The 22,820-nt window shown below is 45.2% G+C and carries 15 protein-coding genes, 5 tRNA genes and 1 pseudogene; 8 read left to right on the plus strand and 13 right to left on the minus strand.

Annotation, left to right across the window (positions count from 1 at the left end; all coding sequences use genetic code 11):
- Positions 1–23 precede the first annotated feature (23 nt).
- Both F0228_RS11575 and F0228_RS11580 read left to right on the plus strand, forming a co-directional pair.
- Positions 24–1,760 (plus strand): hypothetical protein, encoded by a 1,737-nt coding sequence (locus F0228_RS11575; RefSeq protein ID WP_171730380.1) that lies wholly within the window; start codon positions 24–26, stop codon positions 1,758–1,760.
- A gap of 128 nt (positions 1,761–1,888) precedes the next feature.
- A pseudogene (locus tag F0228_RS11580) lies at positions 1,889–2,155 on the plus strand (DUF6482 family protein); the annotation flags it as partial.
- Positions 2,156–2,220: 65 nt separating this feature from the next.
- On the opposite strand, the gene F0228_RS11585 reads toward F0228_RS11580, so the two are convergent.
- From F0228_RS11585 to F0228_RS11635, 11 genes are all read right to left on the minus strand, one after another.
- Positions 2,221–3,462 carry an NADH:ubiquinone reductase (Na(+)-transporting) subunit B gene (locus F0228_RS11585; RefSeq protein WP_171730379.1) on the minus strand — a complete coding sequence of 414 codons (1,242 nt, stop codon included), beginning with the start codon at positions 3,460–3,462 and terminating at the stop codon, positions 2,221–2,223.
- Between the two features lie 218 nt (positions 3,463–3,680).
- On the minus strand, positions 3,681–4,652 hold the full coding sequence (locus F0228_RS11590) for an SPOR domain-containing protein (protein WP_116869860.1): 972 nt from the start codon (positions 4,650–4,652) through the stop codon (positions 3,681–3,683).
- 187 nt (positions 4,653–4,839) lie between these two features.
- Positions 4,840–5,778: an ABC transporter permease gene (locus F0228_RS11595; protein ID WP_008218598.1), complete on the minus strand. Its 939-nt coding sequence runs from the start codon at positions 5,776–5,778 to the stop codon at positions 4,840–4,842.
- A gap of 2 nt (positions 5,779–5,780) precedes the next feature.
- The gene (locus F0228_RS11600) at positions 5,781–6,758 is read right to left on the minus strand and encodes an ABC transporter permease (protein WP_105057715.1); all 978 of its coding nucleotides are present in this window, start codon (positions 6,756–6,758) and stop codon (positions 5,781–5,783) included.
- A 177-nt stretch (positions 6,759–6,935) separates the two neighbouring features.
- Positions 6,936–8,489, minus strand: coding sequence for an ABC transporter substrate-binding protein (locus tag F0228_RS11605; protein ID WP_102425727.1), 1,554 nt, complete (start codon positions 8,487–8,489; stop codon positions 6,936–6,938).
- 94 nt (positions 8,490–8,583) lie between these two features.
- Positions 8,584–10,311 carry an ABC transporter ATP-binding protein gene (locus F0228_RS11610; protein ID WP_061033079.1) on the minus strand — a complete coding sequence of 576 codons (1,728 nt, stop codon included), beginning with the start codon at positions 10,309–10,311 and terminating at the stop codon, positions 8,584–8,586.
- Positions 10,312–11,103: 792 nt separating this feature from the next.
- Positions 11,104–11,180: transfer RNA gene (locus F0228_RS11615), tRNA-Pro, on the minus strand.
- A 10-nt stretch (positions 11,181–11,190) separates the two neighbouring features.
- Positions 11,191–11,266, minus strand: a tRNA-His gene (locus F0228_RS11620).
- Positions 11,267–11,311: 45 nt separating this feature from the next.
- Positions 11,312–11,388: transfer RNA gene (locus F0228_RS11625), tRNA-Pro, on the minus strand.
- A 76-nt stretch (positions 11,389–11,464) separates the two neighbouring features.
- Positions 11,465–11,540, minus strand: a tRNA-His gene (locus tag F0228_RS11630).
- A 49-nt stretch (positions 11,541–11,589) separates the two neighbouring features.
- Positions 11,590–11,666: transfer RNA gene (locus F0228_RS11635), tRNA-Arg, on the minus strand.
- Between the two features lie 298 nt (positions 11,667–11,964).
- Here F0228_RS11635 and F0228_RS11640 point away from each other — a divergent pair.
- Positions 11,965–12,378 (plus strand): cytochrome c5 family protein, encoded by a 414-nt coding sequence (locus tag F0228_RS11640; RefSeq protein WP_008224061.1) that lies wholly within the window; start codon positions 11,965–11,967, stop codon positions 12,376–12,378.
- Between the two features lie 95 nt (positions 12,379–12,473).
- On the opposite strand, the gene rep is transcribed toward F0228_RS11640, so the two are convergent.
- Entirely contained in the window at positions 12,474–14,492 is a 2,019-nt protein-coding gene (rep, locus tag F0228_RS11645) for a DNA helicase Rep (RefSeq protein WP_171762247.1), read from the minus strand.
- 180 nt (positions 14,493–14,672) lie between these two features.
- Between rep and F0228_RS11650 the strand changes: the two genes are divergently transcribed.
- The 4 genes from F0228_RS11650 to F0228_RS11665 all read left to right on the plus strand — a co-directional run bounded on the left by F0228_RS11650 (position 14,673) and on the right by F0228_RS11665 (position 19,884).
- On the plus strand, positions 14,673–15,254 hold the full coding sequence (locus tag F0228_RS11650) for a TetR/AcrR family transcriptional regulator (RefSeq protein ID WP_205416604.1): 582 nt from the start codon (positions 14,673–14,675) through the stop codon (positions 15,252–15,254).
- Positions 15,255–15,272: 18 nt separating this feature from the next.
- Complete coding sequence (locus F0228_RS11655) at positions 15,273–16,379, plus strand: efflux RND transporter periplasmic adaptor subunit (protein ID WP_061033076.1); 1,107 nt, start codon at positions 15,273–15,275, stop codon at positions 16,377–16,379.
- Between the two features lie 11 nt (positions 16,380–16,390).
- Positions 16,391–19,513 carry a multidrug efflux RND transporter permease subunit gene (locus F0228_RS11660; protein WP_171730378.1) on the plus strand — a complete coding sequence of 1,041 codons (3,123 nt, stop codon included), beginning with the start codon at positions 16,391–16,393 and terminating at the stop codon, positions 19,511–19,513.
- Between the two features lie 119 nt (positions 19,514–19,632).
- The gene (locus tag F0228_RS11665) at positions 19,633–19,884 is read left to right on the plus strand and encodes an accessory factor UbiK family protein (protein ID WP_004740921.1); all 252 of its coding nucleotides are present in this window, start codon (positions 19,633–19,635) and stop codon (positions 19,882–19,884) included.
- Positions 19,885–20,118: 234 nt separating this feature from the next.
- Here the strand turns inward: F0228_RS11665 and ilvC are convergent, their stop codons facing one another.
- Positions 20,119–21,603 (minus strand): ketol-acid reductoisomerase, encoded by a 1,485-nt coding sequence (ilvC, locus tag F0228_RS11670; RefSeq protein ID WP_008224071.1) that lies wholly within the window; start codon positions 21,601–21,603, stop codon positions 20,119–20,121.
- Between the two features lie 145 nt (positions 21,604–21,748).
- On the opposite strand from ilvC, the gene ilvY reads away from it, so the two are divergent.
- Complete coding sequence (ilvY, locus tag F0228_RS11675) at positions 21,749–22,639, plus strand: HTH-type transcriptional activator IlvY (protein ID WP_061033074.1); 891 nt, start codon at positions 21,749–21,751, stop codon at positions 22,637–22,639.
- Positions 22,640–22,820 lie beyond the last annotated feature (181 nt).

Genomic DNA, 22,820 nt, shown 5'->3' on the forward strand with positions numbered 1-22,820 from the left:
ACTACATAAGGGATGTACGAGTAATGAAAAAAGTGAGTATTCTCGCAGCGGCGATTGCAGTGGCTTTAACAGGTTGTGGTAGCGACAGTTCAAGTGTCACAACACCAACTGAAACATCAACTACCAATAAGTTTATCGACGCAGCTGTTGAAGGTATCTACTACAGCACTAGCTCTGGCTTAAACGGTGTTACAACTAGTGAAGGCGAATTTACCGCTAAAACTAGCGACACAATTACCTTCTTCATTGGCGGTGAAAACGGCTTAAAAGTAGGTGCAGCATCAAACCGTGATGTACTGACTCCATTTGAAGCGGCGGGTAAATACGCTCGTGCACTTAACCTAGCAATTTTACTTCAGTCTTTGGACAACCAGTTTGGTAACACTTCAGATGAAATTCTGACAATTCCAGATATGCTGCGAGAACCTGATGCTGCTACGTTAACAAAGATGAAAGATCTAAGCCTAGATGACACTACAAGCGTAACGGACTTCCTAGTAGCTGTTGGTGTAGAAGCTGCAAATATCGCTTCAGAAAACGACGCTCTAACACACATGCAATCTGCATTTGGATCAATGGAACGCGGTGATGACTCTGCAAATCCATTTATCACTGCTGGCAAATTCGTTCGTTACATTGATGTCACCCAGAACTCTAACGAATTCATTTACGTCCACGCTGACAAGCTAATGGAAGAAGACATGTTCGAGCGTACTCGCGGCATGACCGAGATGACGTTCAAAGTGAACTCTGCAGAATCAGTCACTACGCTTGCAGGCTCTAACGACTATTCATTATCAGAAAGCTTTGCTGAGCAATACCTAACATGTGTTGCTGATTCTACAAATCAGTGGATCGATGAGAAAGAACCTGAAAGAAGCGGCTGTGATATTGACGGTGACGACCAAATAGATCTTGAGAATGGCGACCTTAACCCTGATAGCGCGTTCGTTCTCAATAGTGCTTTCGCATACAAACTTCGAGACTTAGCAAAATCAGCAACCGCTGATGAAGAGTTCACAGCCGAAGACATCGAAGGGTGGAAGCCATTTGATGTACAAAAAGCTTCAGATTTGAATCACTACACAGCAAACAATGTCTGGGATGACAAAGACGAAGACAGCAACACATCAAACTGGATTCGTGATACCACTTCTGGCTCTTTCGACCCTGTAACTGGCATTTATTCTGAGATTGTTAAGAAAGAGACGCTGGGTAGCGACGCAAACAACCCCCAACCTCGCGTAACGGAGCGTGTTGCTTACTACTACGAGATCCCAACAAAAGATTCTGAACGTTACGTAGATTTCACTGGTACATGGGAAACGAAAGAGTACTGTGACAATGGCGAAGTTGCAGTGAGTACTATGGTGTTCGGCGCAACAAAAGTAACGACATCTGGTTCTGAATGTGGCAGTGAAAACGATGGTCAATCTTCGCCAGAAGATATGGGGCAGTTTGATGCAACCTACGCGGAGTTAGGCGCTATCGATTACTGGTGGTTTGGTCAAACAGACCGAGCTTCAAAAGCGACACTAACAGAACTGAACACCGTTGTTCGTTTCTGCGACCAAGATGATTTTGATCCAGATTCAAGCATTCCTGAGGACAATACTTGCGATAGCAAGAATGAATACTTCGTTAAGTGGGAATACCAACCTGCAGGCACTAACTGGGATGAAGGCCTACTTATCCGCCGTAAGATGGATAACCAAGGTGATACCAACGGTCGTGTTAGCATCATGCAGAAGATCAACTAGTCACTGAGTTAGTTTGATGGCCTAATCAGAAACCAGAAGCCGAGCTTCTGGTTTTTTCATTTTTAAAGCCACATGAACCTTCAAACAACTATTAACGTAGATACCAAAACAAAGACCTATCTAGAACAAAAATGGAGTTTGTGATGAATCTACTAATTGAATCATTTGAAGGCGGGATTTATTTAGCTTACCAAGTCGTTGGCGAGCAGAAGCAGTTAATTAAAGACGACCACCACCATCCGATGAAGTTTTTGAGTGTCAATCAAGCGCGTGACCACTTTAGCGATCAAGGCGTATCGTCAGCAACACTGATACATAACAGCGCTTACGATGAAATGTGTGGCGAACACTGTGGCAGTACACAACCATTCGAGATTGATTTGAAGTGGAGTTGAATGGCTTTTATGTTTCTTTATCAATAGAAAGGCTTGCACATCGGCAAGCCTTTTTCTTTAGTGGCTTAACGCGCCATGCGTTTTTGCCTACGCTTAATATTCTGTTCTTTCACCATGAAATCAAATAGCGGAGCAAACAGGTTCGCAAATAAGATAGCGAGCATGATGCCCTCTGGGTATGCAGGGTTGAGTACTCGAATACCGACCGTCATCACACCTATCAGAATCCCGTAGGCCCATTTACTGTTATTAGTGAAGGCGGCAGATACTGGATCGGTCGCCATGAAGAAGGTACCAAACGCGACGCCACCTAACACAAAGTGCCAGTAGAACGGCATCGAAAACATTGAGTTAGTATCTGAACCAATCAAGTTTAGTAAGCTCGAGGTTGCCACAAGACCAACAATCACACCAGCCACAATGCGCCACGATGCTATCTTCATGACAATCAGAATCACACCGGTCAGCATAATAAGCAGTGAAGATACTTCACCCATTGATCCCGGAATATTACCGATAAAGGCGTCCATCCAAGTGATTGCCTCACCTGTCATGTTATTGATCAGCGACGAGCCGCCACCTTCATACCATTGGCTGAGCGGTGTCGCTCCTGAGTAGCCGTCAGCGGCAACCCATACCAAGCCGCCGGACATGTTGGCAGGATAGGCAAAGTAAAGAAACGCTCGCCCCGCCAGTGCAGGGTTGAGGAAGTTTCGCCCTGTACCACCGAACAACTCCTTGGCAACGACAATACCAAAGGTAATACCCAAAGCGGCTTGCCACAGCGGGATTGTTGGCGGGAGAATAAGTGCGAACAGTACTGAGCTTACAAAAAAGCCTTCATTCACCTCGTGTTTTCTTACAACGGCAAATAAAACTTCCCAGAAGCCCCCGACCACAAACACGGTGGCATAAACAGGTAAAAAGTAGAGCGCCCCCAAAAACATCTGGCTTCCCCAGCCGCTTGCTACTAACGACGGTGCATCACCAAACGCCCACGATAGGCGCCAACTACTATCGATGATAGAAGCAAGCTCGGCACCGGAATAGGTAGCGGTTAACCCCATCACGGATTGATGACCTACGTTGTACATACCCCAAAACATCGCGGGGAAAGTGGCTAGCCACACCAGAATCATAATCCGTTTTAGGTCAATGCTGTCCCGGACATGGGTTATACCTCGGTTCACATTCCCTGGCGTGTAAAATATGGTCGCAAATGCCTCATACACTGGGTAGAGCTTCTCGTACTTCCCCCCAGCTTCGAAGCTAGGAGCCACATCTTCTAATCGTTTTTTCAAACTCATAATCTCAATCACCTTGTTGCTGAGTTATGGTTTTCTACGCACCAACCGCACTATTTGAGCAATTTTTAGTGATTTTTGATCAAATTCATTTGAAGGCGTCTGCCATCAGCTATCGATACACTGCTTAACCAAGTACCCCTAGCCTTTGAATTACGAGACCTAAAAACAACAAAGCCCCAGCAATCGCTGAGGCTTAAGTAAGGTTTCAATCCGACTTGTTACTTCACACACATCACGTTAAGTAGTGAAGAGCCTTTGAGTTGGTTTACGTTACCATTAGTGAACAGGCCTTTCTTATCCGCTCCCCAATAAGGTAGGTGCATTGGCCAGTTCTGGTTTTCCATCACTTTTGAGCCTAGGATGCTCTGCCATTGCTTTTCAGTCATCAGCTTCATGTTGAGCTTATTACATACCAGCTCTGCACTACCGTAATCCAAACGACTCCAAGGCTTACCTTGCTCCATGTAGAACTGCTGCTCATGGTCTAGCAGGTAAGGGATCGCATATTGGCTACCAGCAACATTTGCCGTCACGCGAACTTCAATATCTAGATCGTTATCTGAATTTTTGCCACCACTTGGCAATGCCTGAATGGCAGCCGCACTGGTCACTGCTGCCGCTGACTTCGCAGCTACGGGTTTCGCCGCAGGCTTAGTTGCAGGTTTTATAGGAGCCTTAATCGGTGTCGGTTTTGCTGCTTTAGGCTTGGCCGCTTTTGCCACGATAGGTTGTGATGAGGTCTGCGACTTATCAACCATACGAATAAAGGCTTCGCCATAACCTGGCACCTTACGAACCTGAGCTAGATCTTTTCTTGCATCTGAAAATGTAGAGTAAGGACCAATCAAACAACGATAATCACCACCCTCAGGTTTCATCCATACGTTGGTCGAAATTTTGCCGTAAAGAGGTTTTGCTTGGCTCAGTGACAAAGGCTTGTTCAGCAAGCCACATTGAACCCAAAACAGCTCGTTATCTGAATGACGTTTAGGCGCTTTATTACCCCAAACACCCTTACCGATCGGACATGATTGCTCTAGCTGTGGTAATTGATTGGTACTTGCCTGAGTAGCATCACATAAAACCGATTCTGCATTAACTTGGCTCGATACCAAGAGGGATGCAGCAATAAGCCCCATACGATAATTTCTAATCACAGCGCGACATACATCATTCATTGTCAATTTCATAACCACCACTTAAACCCTTACGGGTTAATTGTTACCGAATTAATGTCGATAAAACATGAATTCCATTTTAAGTACTATTGACACTATCAATGATACTTAGTTCAAGATCCATTAAGCAAAAAAAGAGCCGTAATTGCTTACGGCTCTTAGTTTAGTGATTTTTTTTACTAAAAATCAAACCAAGCTATCACCCTTTATAAATTTTAGGGTTAAACACGTCACGTAACCAGTCACCCAGCAGGTTGATCACCAGTACTAGCGTCACCAATACGACACCAGGGAAGGCTGTAATCCACCACGCACCAGAGAAAATGTAGTTAAAACCAGTACTGATTAGTGCGCCCAGTGACGGTTGGTCTACCGGTAGGCCCAAACCTAGGAAAGAAAGTGCCGCTTCTGACATGATGGCATTTGCCACCTGTACCGTAGAGATAACCAAAATTGGCGATAAACAGTTCGGTAGAATATGACGGAACATAATGCGTGGTGCTCTGAAGCCCATCACGCGTGCTGCTTCTACATACTCTTTCTTCTTCTCAGCCAATACTGATGCACGAATCGTACGAGCATATTGTGGCCATTCGGCAATACCGATAATCACCACCAGCATCACTACCGCATATTGCGCGTAGAAGTCACTGCCGAAACTCGCCTTAAAGATAGCCGAGACAATGATCGCAACCATCATGGTTGAGAACGAAAGCTGAACATCAGCAAAACGCATCAAGAAGCTATCGATACGACCACCGAAGTAACCCGCAGACAGACCAATAATGATACCTAGAGTCAGTTGTAGACCAACGGCTAGGAAACCAATCGTCAGTGATAAGCGAGAGCCGTAAAGCATGGTCGATAGAATGTCACGACCCTGCTCATCGGTACCCAGTAGGAAACGCTCTTCGCCATCTTCCATCCAAGACGGTGGTAGCTCAGAGTCCATGATGTCGATAGACGTCACGTCATACGGGTCTGTTGGCGCTAGAATAGGTGCCGCCAATGCCATCACCAAGAAAGCAGTGAATACAGCAAAGCTGAACATTGCCACTTTGTCACGTAAGAAGTAGTACAGAATGTCTGACTGCTTAAATCGCTCCCAACGAGATGGAGCTGTTGTAGTTTGTTCCATGATTATGCTCCTTTCCCTGTGATGTTCACTGTTGGGTTAATGATGCCGTATAGCAGGTCAACAATGGTGTTCGTTACTACGAAGATAAGGCCAACGAAGATAACGTATGCGGTAATCAGTGGTGTATCCACTCGGTTAATCGCTTCAAGGAATAGGAAGCCGGTGCCCGGCCACTGGAATACGGTTTCAGTAAGAATGGTGTAAGCCACCATAGTACCAATCTGAACACCACCTACCGTTAGTACTGGCAGCATTGTGTTTTTCAGAGCGTGTTGGTAGTAAATCTTGTTCAGCGCTAGGCCTTTCGCTTTACCAAACTTAATGTACTCAGAGCTAAGAACTTCGAGCATTTCAGAGCGAACTAGACGAATGAAGAGAGGCAGCATGATAGATGCTAGAGCAATACTTGGCAGAACTAAGTGTGCCAGGCCATCTAGCGTTAGGAAACCAGACTCCCAACCAAACCAGTTTGCCGTTTCACCACGGCCAAACGACGGCAGCCAACCTAATTCAATGGAGAATACATACATCAACATGATTGCGGTTAAGAAAACGGGTACAGAAATGCCGACACTACTGCCCGCCATCACCAGTTTAGTGAAGAAGCTTTTTGGGTGTATTGCAGAATAAACGCCAAGAGGAATCGACAGACAAACGATGATCAGAGAAGCGCCAAACACAAGTTCAAGCGTTGCTACTAGCTTATCTAAGATTACGTCCACAGCTGGGCGTTTAAAGAAATATGAAGTACCAAGATCACCTTGTAGAGCAGCGCCTACAAAGCGAGTGTATTTTGTAATGAAGGGATCATTTAAGCCGAGTTCATCACGCAGCGCTTGACGCTCCGATTCTGACACAGATTGACCGACTAACTCACGCAACGGGTCGCCCAGGTTATCCTGAATGGCAAACGCCACCAAACTGATCACAAACATCACTATCAGTGCCTGAAACAGGCGCTTGACCAGAAACGTAACCATTCCTTGCCCCTTATCTATCCATGACTATCTAATCGAAATCCGCGACTAGATAACAAAAATTCAGTCTTAAAAAAGGTATTTAGCCAGACTGAAGGAAGACCAAATACCTAAACTTAAATCTATTTCTTAATAATTTGAGAGCCTGAAAGCTCAGGCTCTCGATTCTAGCAAGCTAGATTATTTTACAACTAGGTCGCCGAAGTAAGGCATAACCATTGGGTTTACGATGTCTGCAGCACCTACGTTAGACTTCGCGCCCCACGCTTCACTTTGCCAGTGTAGCGGTACGAATGCAGCGTCGTTGTATAGTGTTGCTTCAACGCCTTTCAGCATCTTAGAACGTTTAACTGGGTCAGTTTCAGTGTTAGAAGCTTCTACAATCGCATCCATTTCTGGGTTTGAGTAGCCAGAACAGTTGTATTGACCACGACCAGTCTCTTCGTTACGAGTCATTGTTAGGAACTCGTTGAAGTTCGCTGAATCTTCAGTATCTGAGTGCCAGCCGATCATCATCATGTCAGCAGAACATAGGTCAAACTCAGGCCAGTACTGTGCTTTAGGCATAGTCTTAAGATCAACTTTGATACCAATCTTAGATAGCATTGCCGCAGACGCTTGCGCTACTTTCGCATCGTTCACGTAACGGTTGTTTGGTGCCATCATAGTTAGCGTAAAGCCATCTTCGTAGCCCGCTTCTTTCATCAGCTCTTTCGCTTTCTTAAGATCGTAACGAGGAACTAGCTCTTCGTTGTGACCCGCGTAGCCTGTTGGGCTTTGCTGACCAGCAGCTGTTGCAAAGCCTTTCATGATCTTCTTAACGATACCTTCGTTGTTGATTGCGTGAACAATCGCCTGACGAACGCGAACATCTTTAAGAGCTTCGTTGCTGTTTTGGTTCATTTGGAACGTGATGATACGAGTACCAGGTAGCGTTACCAGATCGATGTTCTTAGCGTTCTTAACACGCTTGTGATCGTTTGGTGCTACTGGGTGAATCATATCTACGTCACCAGAAAGAAGTGCAGCAACACGTGTTGCGTCTTCTTTGATTGGCACAAGTGTTAGCTTGTCTACGTTACCTTCAGACTCTGTGTCCCAGTAATCGTTGAAACGTTCGAACGTTACTTTAACGCCTTGCTCACGCTGCGTTACGATGAAAGGACCAGTACCTGAAACGTTAGTCGAAGCGAACGAGTTACCGTGCTTAACTAGCTCAGACTTGTCTTTACCTTCCGCTGTCTTACCAGAGTAGAACTTGCTGTCCATTGGGAAGATGTAAGTTGCTGTTTGTAGTACTAGTGGGTAAGCCGCTTTTGATACTAGCTCAACTGTGTAGTCATCCACTTTTACCATCTTTTCGTATGGCGTAAAGATTGACTTAAAGTCTGGAGAAGCTTGTAGACGTTCAAAAGTCCACACAACATCATCAGCAGTCAGTTCGTTACCAGAGTGGAATTTCACACCTTTACGTAGGTTGAAACGGAAAGTCGTTTCATCAACACGCTCCCAGCTAGATGCTAGGCGGCCTTCGAAATCCATCTCTTGAGTGAAACGTACTAGAGGGTCAAACACCATGTGAGACATTTGCAGTGTGCCACCAGACAGCTGCTCGTGCGGGTCAAGTGATACTGGGTCAGCTGCGTAGCCAACGGTAATATCTGCTGCTGCTGCACTAAAGCTTAGGCCAGCTGCCATCAAAGCTACTGCTAATTTGCTTTTCATGGTTTTCATTGCATAACTCCTTCATGCGGGAATCCAGATCCCTAGTTGTTGTATTTGCGTCTGTTTATTGTTGTTAGCAAGCTAAACTCCAGCCTGCTGATTTTTATACCGCGGCTTGTGCCACTGCTTTTTCTTCTCTTAAACCTGTAAATTCAGGCATTAAAGAAATCAGTTGTTTGCTGTATTCATGCTGAGGTGATTGGAACAGTTGCTCTGTAGGCGCAACTTCCAATAGTGTCCCCATCTGCATCACACCAACACGGTCACACATTTGGCGAATAACCGGTAAATCGTGACTGATGAACAGCATGGTTAGGTTTAGCTCGTCTTGTAAGTCTTTTAGTAGGTTAAGGATCTGAGCCTGTACAGACACATCCAGTGCCGATGTTGGTTCATCACAAATCAAAAGACGTGGGCGAGTCGCCAAAGCGCGAGCGATAGAAATACGCTGACGTTGACCACCTGAGAATTCGTGTGGGTACTTCACCCCAGCCATTTTGCCTAAACCAACGTGCTCTAGCAGGTCATTAACGATCTGACGAGTTTCATTTTCGTTGCGAGTAAGCTTATGGAATCGAATAGGTTCAGCAATGATGTCGAATATCTTCATTCGAGGGTTCATTGATGTGTAAGGGTTTTGGAAAACCATCTGCATTTGGCGACGCATAGGGCGACGCTCTTTTTCAGATTTCAGGCCCGTAAGGTCAACGCCTTCAAACGTTACCTTGCCTGAGTTTGGTGCGTACAAACCAGCAATTACACGAGCAATCGTTGATTTACCTGAGCCGGATTCACCCACCAAACCAAACGTCTCGCCTTCATGTACTTCAAAGCTCACATTGTTTGACGCCTGAACGTACTCACGACGGCTCTCAAAGAATGAATCTTTAGTGGTGAAACGCAGGTTTACGTTTTCAACATTTAATAATGGACCTGTGTAATCACGGTGATCTTGGCTTTGACCCAACCAGTGATTTTTCACATCAAGTGGTTCCATCTCGTGTGCTTCTTCTATGTAGCTCACAAGTGGGAAACGGTCGAGTTTGCGGTCTGAACGTGGAACCGCAGAGATCAAGCTGTGTGTATATGGGTGTTCTGGCGTACCAAGCACTTTGGCTGTTGGGCCAAACTCAACCAAGTCACCACGATACATTACGGCTACGCGATCGGTTACGTTAGATACCACGCCCATATCGTGCGTTACCAACATACAACCTACGTTTTTCTTAATACATAGATCGCGAATCAAACCTAAAATTTGGTCTTGGATAGATACATCCAGTGCGGTGGTTGGTTCATCTGCGATGATAAGGTCAGGCTCACCTGCCAATGCAATCGCAATAACCACACGCTGACGCATACCGCCAGAGAATTGGTGAGGATACTGTTTTAAGCGGTTTTCCGGCTGTGGAATACCTACTTGATTCATCAAGTCGAGGGAACGCTCATAGGCTTCTTGATCGGAAACCTTCATGTTGGCGTGAATCGTTTCTTTTAACTGCTGTTCTACGGTGAATAGAGGGTTAAGAGACGTCATTGGATCTTGGAAGATAAAACCAATCTTTGAGCCGCGAACAGAACGCATCTGTTCAGGAGATAAGCCAGAGACTTTTTCGCCATCCAGAAATACCTCGCCGCTAGCAATGCGACCAGGAGGGCTCAGCAGATCGATAACCGCGTTACCTACCGTTGACTTACCAGCACCAGATTCGCCTACAACACCAACAATCTCACCACGTTCAATATTGAACGAAAGCGATTTAACTGCGGCGTGAACTCCATGACGAGATGGGTATTCGATACGAAGATTTTTTACTTCTAAAAGTGACATTACCAGACCTCTACTGCTTTGGCAGCTTTCTGCCCTGTCTGCAAAATTGAATCCATTCTTACCAGAATATTGTTCTGATATTTTATACGGCTGACAATTTGGCAAATAATTCACAGAAAAGCAACAAAAATAGGATAAAAAGTCGACATTAAACGCTTAACAAGCAAAACCACCACATAACTATTCACTACAAAAGCATATAGTAAGAAAAAACAGCATTATATTAGTGGTAATAAATACTCACAAAACCCTTACCACAACTTACTTGTAGAGCTAAAGTCATGGTTAAGAGCAGATCTCACTACCAATCACTAAAAACAAATAATTATTCCAAAAAACAATTAACACTATAGAAACAAAACCTAATTTATCTATTTACCCCAAACAAAACAACTGTATAGCGTTGGTTAAGCCATATTTACAACCACTAACATAGAGATGGCAAATATAAGATAACAAAACAAGCGGATGGATAAATTAGTTGGAATTTTCGGCGATTTGGGAGGAGGAAAAATGCTAAATACAGCCATTAATCGACAATTTGGGGGTTAGATTTCATTTTTCGTAAAAGTCTCTAGACCAAACCTATCAATCTGTCGAATTTATTAGCCAGTAAATTATATAAAATTAGATATAGATCGACCGGCTTAATGAATTATGGTTTTGTGTGGAGAAAGCTGAGGAGAAGAGCGGTCACATTGAGCGTGCAACACTTCGAAGAGGTGAGTTTTCTTGTAATCTAAGCTCCAGACGAAAAAAAGCCCCGTCATTTCTGACGAGGCTTTCTTATAGTGGTCGGTGAAGAGGGATTCGAACCCCCGACCCTCTGGTCCCAAACCAGATGCGCTACCAAGCTGCGCTATTCACCGACAAAATTAATGGGGTGGCTAACGAGATTCGAACTCGCGACCACCGGAATCACAATCCAGGGCTCTACCAACTGAGCTATAGCCACCACTAATTTTTTGTATAACCGCTTAACAAGCGATTATTGAAATAGTGGTCGGTGAAGAGGGATTCGAACCCCCGACCCTCTGGTCCCAAACCAGATGCGCTACCAAGCTGCGCTATTCACCGACTAGTTTTGTATCGATTCTTGGGATAGTGAATCAACACTGGAAGCCGAAGCTACCGATAATTTGTAAAGAAAGAATGGGGTGGCTAACGAGATTCGAACTCGCGACCACCGGAATCACAATCCAGGGCTCTACCAACTGAGCTATAGCCACCATAATTTCTTTTTTGCCAATTTCTCGCTTACCGAAGTAAGTGACCGGATGGCGCGCCTGAAAGGATTCGAACCTTCGGCCTTTGGCTCCGGAGGCCAACGCTCTATCCAGCTGAGCTACAGGCGCATGCCCTGTCGGCGGAGTGGAATAATACGTATATCACCCAATGCCGTCTAGTACTTTTTTAACTTTTTTTTCTGTTTGGTCTCTTTTTCGACAGTTAATATGTGATAAACCCCTTATTTGAGTACTACAACCCGCCACAGCTTATAAGTTGTTGTTTATTGCAACAACTTATCGGGATATAATCACCCATTATTTACATTGGTTTAACAGTTGCTCTTTACTGGTTAAAGCCAAAACACCCCTCCAACACTATAATTTGGTAAGCATGTACTTACCTTGGGAATGTAAAGTGAGTTTAATGGATATGTCTCGTCGAATTTTAAGCGTTGTCATCGCAGTTTTAACCTTCTCAACTGGTGCAATGGCTTCAGGCCTTAGCGAAGCAGAGCAAGATGCAATTGCTGAGCGCATCAAACCAGTTGGTCAAGTATACCTAGTCGGCAGTGAGCCAGTAGCCGCTGAACCAACAGGCCCTCGTGATGGCGCAACAGTTTATGGTACCTTTTGTATCGCTTGTCACGCATCTGGCGTAAGCGGCGCACCTAAAACAGGTGATGCTGGTGACTGGGGTCCTCGTATTGCTCAAGGTCGCGATATCCTAGCTGACCATGCAATCAACGGCTTTAACGCGATGCCAGCGAAAGGTTCATGTATGGACTGTTCAGACGACGAAATCAAAGATGCTATCGAGCACATGATTGCTGGTCTGTAATTTGCCGAGCTATAGTTAAAAATGCAAAATTCAAAAAAGGTGACCAACGGGTCACCTTTTTATTGTCTTCTATATAGTACTCATCAAGCAGAACATTACTTCTTATTGAACATCGCTCGAATATTGGCAATGTGCGCCTGCCCTTTCTCCATTCGCTCTTCAGCGGACTGTGGCTTCTTCACGCTTTCCCATTCCACATCATCATGCGGCAATTCATCCAGAAAACGACTTTGTGTTGGTTTAATTAACTCACCAAACTGACGACGTTCACGACACTTAGTAAAAGTCAGTTCTTTCTGCGCTCGAGTGATACCCACATACATCAGGCGACGCTCTTCCTCCACATTCCCTTCATCAACACTGGTTTGGTGCGGCAAGATGCCCTCTTCTGTTCCCATCAAATACACATATGGGAACTCCAAGCCTTTCGATGCGTGTAGTGTCATTAACTGTACTTGGTCAGCATCGTCATCATCTTCACCTCGTTCCATCATGTCGCGCAGGGTTAAGCGTTGCACAACCTCACGTAGCGACTTCTCTTCTTTATCGTAATTATCACCTTCTAAATCGGCGACAATCCAGCTATAGAGATCAGAGACGTTCTTCATACGCATCTCTGCCGCTTTCGGGCTTGCTGAAGTTTCGTATAACCAATCTTCGTAGTTAATATCACGAACCAAAGCACGGACTGCATCGACGGTATTGCCACGCTCTGCGTTATCCGAGATGCGAACAATCCAATCAGTGAATCGACGCAGGTTCTCCAAGCCTCGGCCAGTTAAGGTTTGCTCTAAGCCCATCTCAAAGCTGGCCTCAAACAAGCTCTTACCACGCATATTGGCGTAGCTACCTAACTTCTCTAGCGTCACCGGGCCGATCTCACGGCGCGGCGTGTTTACAATACGTAGGAAAGCATTATCATCATCAGGGTTCACCAACACTCGTAGGTAAGCCATGATGTCTTTAATTTCGGCTCTAGCGAAGAAAGAGGTGCCGCCAGAGATCTTGTAAGGCACACGGTTCTGCATCAACGCTTTTTCAATTAAGCGCGATTGGTAGTTACCACGGTAAAGCACTGCATAATCTTTATACTCAGTACGATTCAAAAACTTGTGCGCGATGATCTCACCGGTAATACGCTCGGCCTCATGCTCCTCGTTCTTGGCATTCAATACCTTAAGCTTTTCGCCGTCTGGGATCTCAGAGAATAGAGACTTCTCATATACGTGCGGGTTGTTGGCGATCAAGATGTTCGCTGCACGTAAGATTCGGCTGGTTGAGCGGTAGTTTTGCTCTAGCTTGATCAGGCGAAGGTTAGGATAGTCCTCACCCAGCAACACTAAGTTTTGCGGTTTCGCACCACGCCATGAGTAAATAGATTGGTCATCGTCACCTACTACCGTCAAACGACCACGCTCTCCAACTAGTAGGCGAACCAACTCGTACTGGCTGGTGTTGGTATCTTGGTATTCGTCCACAAGTAGGTAGCGAATACGCGACTGCCAACGTTCACGCACTTCTTGATTGGTTTTCAGCAGTAATACCGGCAGTGCAATCAAATCATCAAAGTCGAGGGCGTTGTAGGCCTTCATCTGCTTTTGATACATCTCGAAGCAGAACGCAAATAGCTGCTCTTGCTCACCTTGAGCGCGCGCTTTGGCCTGATCTGGCGTCAGCATGTCATTCTTCCAATTCGAAATCGCACTCATCAATGCACGCAATAAATCTTTATCGCCATCGATTTGTCTTTCTGTTAGCTCTTTTAACAGGGCTAACTGGTCTTGGTCATCAAACAGAGAGAAGCCTGCTTTTAAGCCCAGCGCTTTGTACTCACGACGAATAATGGTCAAGCCCATAGTGTGGAACGTCGAAACGATAAGTCCTTTCGCTTCACCTTTACCTAAGGTTTGCCCAACACGCTCTTTCATCTCACGCGCAGCTTTATTGGTAAAGGTTACTGCCGCGATGTTACGCGCCTTGTAGCCACACTCCTGAACCAAATAAGCAATTTTGTTGGTGATAACACGTGTCTTGCCTGATCCAGCGCCCGCTAATACTAAGCAGGGACCTGAAACATACTTCACGGCTTCATCTTGTCTTGGGTTCAGTTTCATTTGATTCTCTATCTGTTCTTACAAGGTCGAATTGGTTGCGCGCCTATAATAATGCTGCAACATCACGAATGCTACGTTCTCTTCTACAAGAATTTTACGTCATTTATGCAAAACTTTGTTGCACATGTGTATGGTTCTTAGGCTATAATGAATGAACGTTCATTCATCGGTGATGTAAATATGACTACTCATGCACCTCAGGATAAACGCCAACAAATACTTTCTGCAGCAGAGAAGCTAATTGCTGAGGTCGGTTTTCAAGGCCTCTCAATGCAAAAACTAGCAAAAGAAGCGGGAGTGGCTGCAGGCACTATCTATCGCTACTTTGATGATAAGGATCACTTGATCGAAGACGTTCGAGTGCTCGTAACACAACGAGTAGCAGATGCTGTACAAGACGGAGTTAATGATTCGGATCCAATAAAGCAACGCTACAGAACCATGTGGCTCAACATATGGAACTTAGCGGGAACCAACTTAGCTGCGATTAAAAATCGAGTTCAGTATGACTCTCTACCTATCACAAATAGCCTAAACTTCAGGGAACTTGAACGCAAAATGTTTGCCCAAGTTGAGCTGCTATTTAATGAGGGTAAAGAGCAAGGATTGTTTAAACCGCTGCATAATGAAGTATTAAGCGGATTGAGCTTAGCGGCTAGTGTATCTCTAGCGCGAAAGCATTCTTTAGGATTTTACCAACTCGATGAGGCAGCACTAGAAGCTGCAATAGAAGCGAGTTGGGATGCAATAATTAAACACTAGATCGGAGTTTTGACCATAATGAAAAAGTGGACTTTCTTCATGTTACTCATCGCTGTATTACTTTTCGGCAGCGTTATTGGGTTCAACATGTTCAAACAACAAAAAATTGCTGAGTACATGGCAAACCGCCCTGAACCAGAGTTTCCAGTAACGGTTACTGAAGTTCAGCCGATCGATTGGGTTCCGGTGATTGAAGCTATCGGCTTCATTGAACCAAACCAAGGTGTCACGCTAGCAAACGAAACTAGCGGTGTCATCGACCAAATTTCTTTTGAGTCAGGTACTGAAGTTAAGAGCGATCAACTACTCGTTCGCCTTGATTCAGACGTAGAGAAAGCGAACCTTAAGAGTTCTGAAGCTCGCTTACCTGCAGCAAAAGCTAAGTACAAGCGTTACCAGGGTCTATTCAAGAAAGGCTCTATCTCTAAAGAAGCTTACGATGAAGCAGAAGCTAACTACTTCTCTCTTTCAGCTGATATTGAAAGTCTAAAAGCGTCTATCGATCGTCGCGAAATTCGCGCACCATTCGATGGTACCGTTGGTATCCGCAATGTTTACCTAGGCCAATACCTACAATCAGGTACTGATATTGTTCGTCTAGAAGACACCAGTGTTATGCGCCTACGCTTCACGGTTTCTCAGACTGACATCTCTCGCATCAGTGTGGGTCAAGCAGTTGATATCTTCGTTGACGCTTACCCAGAAATCCCATTTGAGGGCTCTATCAGCGCAATTGAACCTGCAGTAAGCGTGCAAAGTGGTCTTATTCAAGTTCAAGCAGACATTCCAAACAATGATGGCAAGCTTCGTAGCGGTATGTTCGCACGCGCTAACATCATTCTGCCTAAATTAGAGAACCAAGTAACTCTGCCTCAAACAGCGATTACTTTCACTCTATACGGCGACAATGTTTACATCCTAACTGAAGAAGACGGCGTTCAACGCGTTACTCAACATGTTGTAAAAGTAGGTGAACGTACTGCTGATATCGCACACATCCTTGAAGGTGTGAAAGCGGGCGATACCGTTGTGACTTCTGGCCAAGTACGTCTAAGTAACGGTGCCAAAGTTAAGGTTGTGGAAAGTGATGCAATCACACCACCATCTGAAACACCTATGCTGTAACCGGAGGCACAATGCGCTTTACTGATGTTTTTATTAAACGTCCAGTTCTAGCGGTATCCATCAGCTTTTTGATTGCGCTGCTTGGCTTACAAGCAATCTTCAAAATGCAGGTGCGTGAATACCCTGAAATGACGAATACCGTCGTAACCGTGACCACGAGTTACTACGGTGCAAGTGCCGATCTTATCCAAGGCTTTATCACCCAGCCCCTCGAACAAGCTGTGGCACAAGCGGATAACATCGATTATATGACTTCATCTTCTGTACTCGGTAGCTCTACGATTACCGTTAACATGAAGTTGAACACCGACCCGAACGCAGCGCTGTCTGACATACTGGCTAAGACAAACTCGGTTCGTTCTCAGCTTCCAAAAGAAGCGGAAGATCCAACGGTAACCATGTCGACCGGTTCAACAACGGCGGTACTCTACATTGGTTTTACTAGTGATGAGTTGGTGTCGAGCCAAATTACCGATTATCTAGAGCGTGTAATCAACCCGCAGCTATTTACGGTAAACGGTGTATCGAAAGTTGACCTATACGGTGGTATGAAATACGCACTACGCGTATGGCTAGACCCGTCAAAAATGGCTGCAGTCGATCTAACCGCTAGCGATGTGATGTCGGTACTGAATGCCAACAACTACCAATCGGCAACGGGTCAAGCAACCGGTGAGTTCGTTCTCTACAATGGCAGTGCTGATACCCAGGTATCTAACGTTGAAGAGTTAGAGAATCTTGTAGTTCGTAGCGGTGAAGGCGAAATCATCCGTCTATCTGACATTGCTAAGGTTTCTCTAGAGAAAAGCCACGACGTGTACCGTGCAAGTGCGAACGGTCAGGAAGCGGTTGTTGCAGCAATTAACGCGGCACCAAGTGCTAACCCTATCAACATTGCAGCCGATGTTCTTGAGCTTCTTCCTCAGCTAGAGAAGAACCTACCAAGTAACATCTCAATGAACGTAATGTATGACTCGACGATTGCGATTAACGAATCGATTCAAGAGGTTATCAAGACTATTCTTGAGGCGGCATTAATCGTACTGGTTGTCATCACCTTGTTCCTTGGTTCGTTCCGTGCGGTTCTTATCCCTATCGTTACTATCCCACTATCTTTGATTGGTGTGGCAATGGTAATGCAGGCGATGGGCTTCTCTTGGAACCTGATGACACTACTGGCAATGGTACTCGCCATCGGTCTGGTGGTAGATGATGCGATCGTAGTACTTGAGAACGTCGACCGACATATCAAGCTCGGGGAGTCCCCTTTCCGTGCTGCAATCATCGGTACGCGTGAAATCGCGGTACCAGTTATTGCAATGACGTTAACGCTAGGCGCAGTATACGCTCCTATCGCGATGATGGGTGGTATCACAGGCTCGCTATTTAAAGAGTTCGCGCTAACCCTAGCGGGTTCAGTATTTGTATCCGGTATCGTGGCATTAACGCTGTCGCCAATGATGTGTTCAAAAATGCTTAAAGCTCACGCAGAGCCAAGCAAGTTTGAACAAAAGGTACATAACGTACTGGATGGTATGACTAACCGTTACGAGCGTATGCTTGGTGCGGTAATGAACCATCGCCCAGTATTCATTGGCTTTGCGGTTATCGTATTTGCCAGCTTACCGATGCTGTTTAAGTTCATCCCAAGTGAGCTAGCACCTTCTGAAGATAAAGGTGTAATCATGCTGATGGGTACAGCGCCATCAAATGCGAACTTAGACTTCATGCAAAATACCATGAACGACGTAAACGCGATTCTGTCTGATCAGCCAGAAGTCGCTTACGCACAGGTGTTTACTGGTGTACCTAATGCAAACCAAGCGTTTGGTATCGCATCTATGGTTCCATGGAGTGAGCGTGAGGCAAGCCAATCAGACGTAGCAAACCGCGTTGGTGGTTTAGTTAAAGATGTTCCGGGAATGGCGGTAACTGCATTCCAAATGCCAGAACTACCAGGTGCAGGTTCAGGTCTTCCAATTCAGTTTGTTATTACAACACCAAACAGTTTTGAGAGCTTGTTCCAAATAACTACTGATATTTTGGCTGATGTAGCATCGAACCCGCTGTTCGTTTACTCAGATCTTGATCTGAACTACGACTCAGCAACGATGAAGGTACACATCGATAAAGACAAAGCAGGCGCATACGGTGTGACCATGCAAGATATTGGTATCACACTTGGTACTATGATGTCTGATGGCTACGTAAACCGTATCGACTTAAACGGTCGTTCTTATGAGGTTATCCCTCAAGTAGAACGTAAGTTCCGTTTGAACCCTGAATCGATGAATAACTACTATGTACGTGCTGCGGATGGTAAAGCGGTGCCACTGGGCAGTTTAATTACGATTGATGTTGTGGCAGAGCCTCGCTCTCTTCCTCACTTCAACCAATTGAACTCAGCTACGATCGGTGCAGTACCGGCTCCAGGCGCTGCAATGGGTGATGCGATTGCATGGTTTGAAGATACGGCAACGAACAAGCTACCAAGTGGCTACAACCACGATTACATGGGTGAAGCACGTCAATACGTAACAGAAGGTAGCGCACTTTACGCAACCTTTGGTCTAGCGTTAGCAATCATCTTCTTGGTACTAGCGATTCAGTTCGAATCTCTAAAAGATCCATTGGTTATCATGGTATCGGTACCACTGGCGATCTGTGGTGCCCTAATTGCTCTAGCTTGGGGTGCGGCAACGATGAACATCTACTCACAAGTAGGTTTAATCACGCTGGTCGGCCTGATTACCAAGCACGGTATCTTGATCTGTGAGGTTGCAAAAGAAGAACAGTTGCATCACCACAAGACTCGTATTGAAGCGGTAATGGAAGCTGCGAAGGTTCGTCTTCGTCCAATCCTGATGACAACCGCAGCGATGATCGCGGGTCTAATCCCACTGATGTACGCAAGTGGTGCGGGTGCAGCTCAGCGTTTCAGTATCGGTATTGTTATCGTTGCAGGTCTGGCGATTGGTACTATCTTTACGCTGTTTGTGCTGCCAGTGATTTACAGCTACCTAGCTGAAAAACACAAACCTCTTCCTGTATTTGTTGAAGACAAAGATCTAGAAAAACTAGCTCGCGTTGATGAAGCAAAAGCAGCGCACAGAGAATTAGCAGACAACAAGTAATCGCTAAGTCGTAAAACAATCAAAAAGGCTACTTCGGTGGCCTTTTTTTATACGCGATAGGCGACATCTTAGATGTGATTAAATAGAATAGTGATAAATAGTCAGGAGTTTTAATCGATATGTTTGATCCAAAAAAACTAGAGCAAATTGCTAAGCAGATCCACGACTCTATGCCTCAGCCAGTGAAAGAACTAGGTTCAGACGTAGACCAGAAAGTTCGCCAAGTTATCCAAGGCCAGCTAAACAAACTAGATGTTGTAAGCCGTGAAGAGTTTGATGTTCAAACTCAAGTACTACTGCGCACTCGTCAAAAGCTGACTGAAATGGAACAAAAGCTTGCAGAGCTAGAAGCTAAGCTTGCAGACAAGTAAGCACTCAAGCGAGCAAAGATAAGAGGGCTGACGTGAAAACGTCAGCCCTTTTTTATTCACTCGAGTTTTTCGGTCTAGACTCCAAACAACACTCCGAGTCGCGATACATCTTTCCCAATAAACAAAAAGGCTTGGTCAACGGCGACCAAGCCTTTTAATTAGATGTTGTGTTTTTATTTATGACTCCAGTTTTTGGAGCTCTTTAAATTTGTTCGATGTTATCGAGTTAAGAGATTAACCGCCTACTGCGATGCGCTTCATGTCGCTCATGTAGCTACGTAGCTCTTCACCGATGTACTCAACTGGGTGGTTACGGATAGCTTCGTTAACTTCGATTAGTTTAGCGTTATCTACTTGGTTAGATACTTCACCTAGACCACGACCGATTACGTCTGTTGCTACTGAAGGCATGAACTTCTCACGTAGTAGTGGTGTTGCAACGTTAGCGAACAGGTAGTTACCGTATTCAGCAGTATCTGAGATTACAACGTTCATTTCGTATAGGCGCTTACGAGCAACCGTGTTCGCGATTAGTGGAAGCTCATGCAGAGACTCGTAGTATGCAGACTCATCAATGATGCCAGATGCTGTCATTGCTTCGAACGCTAGCTCAACACCCGCACGAACCATAGCAACAAGTAGGATGCCGTTATCGAAGTACTCTTGCTCAGAGATTTCTACATCAGAAGCTGGGTAGTTTTCGAATGCTGTTTCGCCTGTCTCTTCGCGCCAGCCTAGTAGGTTCGCATCGTCGTTCGCCCAGTCAGCCATCATAGTGCTAGAGAATTCGCCTTGGATGATGTCGTCCATGTGCTTGTTGTAAAGCGGACGCATTAGGTCTTTTAGCTCTTCAGAAAGCTCAAATGCTTTGATTTTAGCTGGGTTAGATAGACGGTCCATCATGTGAGTTACGCCACCAAACTTAAGCGCTTCAGTGATCGTTTCCCAACCGTATTGTAGAAGCTTACCTGCGTAGCTTGGGTCGATACCGTCAGCAACCATCTTCTCGTAAGATACGATAGAACCCGCTTGTAGCATGCCACAAAGGATTGTTTGCTCACCCATAAGGTCAGATTTAACTTCAGCAACGAAAGAAGACTCTAGACAACCTGCGCGGTGACCACCTGTACCAGCAGCCCAAGCTTTAGCGATATCCCAACCTTCACCCTTAGGGTCATTCTCTGGGTGAACAGCGATTAGTGTTGGAACACCAAAACCACGCTTGTACTCTTCACGTACTTCAGTACCTGGACACTTAGGTGCAACCATTACAACGGTTAGGTCTTTACGGATTTGCATGCCCTCTTCAACTACGTTGAAGCCGTGTGAGTAACCTAGTGCAGCGCCTTCTTTCATTAGAGGCATTACTGTTTCAACTACGTTAGTGTGTTGTTTGTCTGGAGTTAGGTTGATTACTAGATCCGCTTCAGGAATCAGCTTCTCGTAGCTATCTACTTCAAATCCGTTCTCTTTTGCGTTTTTGTAAGACTGACGTTGCTCGTCAATCGCCGCCTGACGTAGAGCGTAAGCCACGTTTAGGCCTGAATCACGCATATTTAGACCTTGGTTAAGGCCTTGAGCACCACAACCAACAATTACGATTTTCTTGCCTTCAAGGTATTCAGCTTCTGTCGCAAATTCTTCACGATCCATGAAGCGGCAACGACCTAGTTGGTCTAGTTGTTCACGAAGGTTTAATGTATTGAAATAGTTAGCCATTTGAGGCACTCCTTTAAAAATAAGTCCGTAAGGTCGATATCTCTCTATCGAATGACTTCATACTAAAACAGACATTCCGTTGCTGAAAGTGATATATTCACAATTAGTTATTGCAATAAATGCAACATGGAAACGATCGCAAAACATGAACATAAAATCTCTACAATTATTTATACATTTATGTGATAGCAAGAGTTTCAGCAAAACAGCTGCAGCCATGCATGTCAGCCCTTCTGCACTGAGCCGTCAGATACAAAAGCTTGAAGAAGAAACAGGACAGGAACTGCTTATCAGGGACAACCGCAGCGTTGATCTCACTCCGGCGGGAAAACACCTATTGCCAGTAGCGTTGAGTATTGTTGGAGAGTGGCAGCAATATAACCTTCACCTAAAAGGCGGTGAACAAGAGTTAAAAGGGGAGATCAGGATATTTTGCTCCGTGACTGCAAGCTATAGCCATCTTCCTGAGCTAATTACCGAGTTCAGAGCCATTCATCCATATATCGAGTTCAAGCTTTCTACAGGCGACCCTGCTCAATCTATCGATAAGATATTAAATGACGAAGCAGACATCGCGATTTCAGCGAAACCAGACATCCTCCCCTCAAGATTAGAATTCGAAACCATCAGTGATATACCACTATCTGTCATCATCCCATCTGGCGTCAGTAGTTTTGGTCAACAACTACAATCCGACAAGCCAAACTGGAATGAAGTGCCTTTTATCATCCCTGAAGCGGGTACAGCGCGTGAACGAGCCAATGCATGGTTTAAAAAGATGAAGATAAAACCCAACATATACGCGCAAGTTTCTGGCCATGAGGCGATTGTAAGTATGGTGGCCCTAGGGTGTGGAGTTGGCATCGCACCTGATGTGGTCATAAACAACAGCCCTGTAAGAGATAAAGTAAGCCGCTTAAAGATAGAACCTATCAAGCCATTTGAGTTAGGCGTATGTTGTAAGCGAGCACAGCTAGATAACCCTCTAATTCGAGCGTTCTGGCAAGTTGCAGAAGGAAAATATTTAGCGGACTAGTCGTCATTGTTTTAAATACAAAAAAGGGAAGAGCACGTCAGTGCCCTTCCCTTTTATTTATGTATATCGCAGATAAGAAAAAAGCCCGCTGATTTCTCAGCGGGCTTTCTAATGGTGGTGGAGGGATAGGGATTTGAACCCTAGAACCGCTATTAACGGTTGCCGGTTTTCAAGACCGGTG

It is taken from the genome of Vibrio sp. 99K-1, assembly GCF_013114585.1.
In the GTDB taxonomy this organism is placed as follows: Bacteria; Pseudomonadota; Gammaproteobacteria; order Enterobacterales; family Vibrionaceae; genus Vibrio; species Vibrio chagasii_B.

What these genes read in the sequence shown, in the direction of transcription:
- F0228_RS11575 (WP_171730380.1), top strand. Translation starts at nt 24, where the DNA reads ATGAAAAAAGTGAGTATTCTCGCAGCGGCGATTGCAGTGGCTTTAACA.
- F0228_RS11585 (WP_171730379.1), bottom strand. Translation starts at nt 3,462, where the DNA reads ATGAGTTTGAAAAAACGATTAGAAGATGTGGCTCCTAGCTTCGAAGCT.
- F0228_RS11590 (WP_116869860.1), bottom strand. Translation starts at nt 4,652, where the DNA reads ATGAAATTGACAATGAATGATGTATGTCGCGCTGTGATTAGAAATTAT.
- F0228_RS11595 (WP_008218598.1), bottom strand. Translation starts at nt 5,778, where the DNA reads ATGGAACAAACTACAACAGCTCCATCTCGTTGGGAGCGATTTAAGCAG.
- F0228_RS11600 (WP_105057715.1), bottom strand. Translation starts at nt 6,758, where the DNA reads ATGGTTACGTTTCTGGTCAAGCGCCTGTTTCAGGCACTGATAGTGATG.
- F0228_RS11605 (WP_102425727.1), bottom strand. Translation starts at nt 8,489, where the DNA reads ATGAAAACCATGAAAAGCAAATTAGCAGTAGCTTTGATGGCAGCTGGC.
- F0228_RS11610 (WP_061033079.1), bottom strand. Translation starts at nt 10,311, where the DNA reads ATGTCACTTTTAGAAGTAAAAAATCTTCGTATCGAATACCCATCTCGT.
- F0228_RS11640 (WP_008224061.1), top strand. Translation starts at nt 11,965, where the DNA reads ATGGATATGTCTCGTCGAATTTTAAGCGTTGTCATCGCAGTTTTAACC.
- rep (WP_171762247.1), bottom strand. Translation starts at nt 14,492, where the DNA reads ATGAAACTGAACCCAAGACAAGATGAAGCCGTGAAGTATGTTTCAGGT.
- F0228_RS11650 (WP_205416604.1), top strand. Translation starts at nt 14,673, where the DNA reads ATGACTACTCATGCACCTCAGGATAAACGCCAACAAATACTTTCTGCA.
- F0228_RS11655 (WP_061033076.1), top strand. Translation starts at nt 15,273, where the DNA reads ATGAAAAAGTGGACTTTCTTCATGTTACTCATCGCTGTATTACTTTTC.
- F0228_RS11660 (WP_171730378.1), top strand. Translation starts at nt 16,391, where the DNA reads ATGCGCTTTACTGATGTTTTTATTAAACGTCCAGTTCTAGCGGTATCC.
- F0228_RS11665 (WP_004740921.1), top strand. Translation starts at nt 19,633, where the DNA reads ATGTTTGATCCAAAAAAACTAGAGCAAATTGCTAAGCAGATCCACGAC.
- ilvC (WP_008224071.1), bottom strand. Translation starts at nt 21,603, where the DNA reads ATGGCTAACTATTTCAATACATTAAACCTTCGTGAACAACTAGACCAA.
- ilvY (WP_061033074.1), top strand. Translation starts at nt 21,749, where the DNA reads ATGAACATAAAATCTCTACAATTATTTATACATTTATGTGATAGCAAG.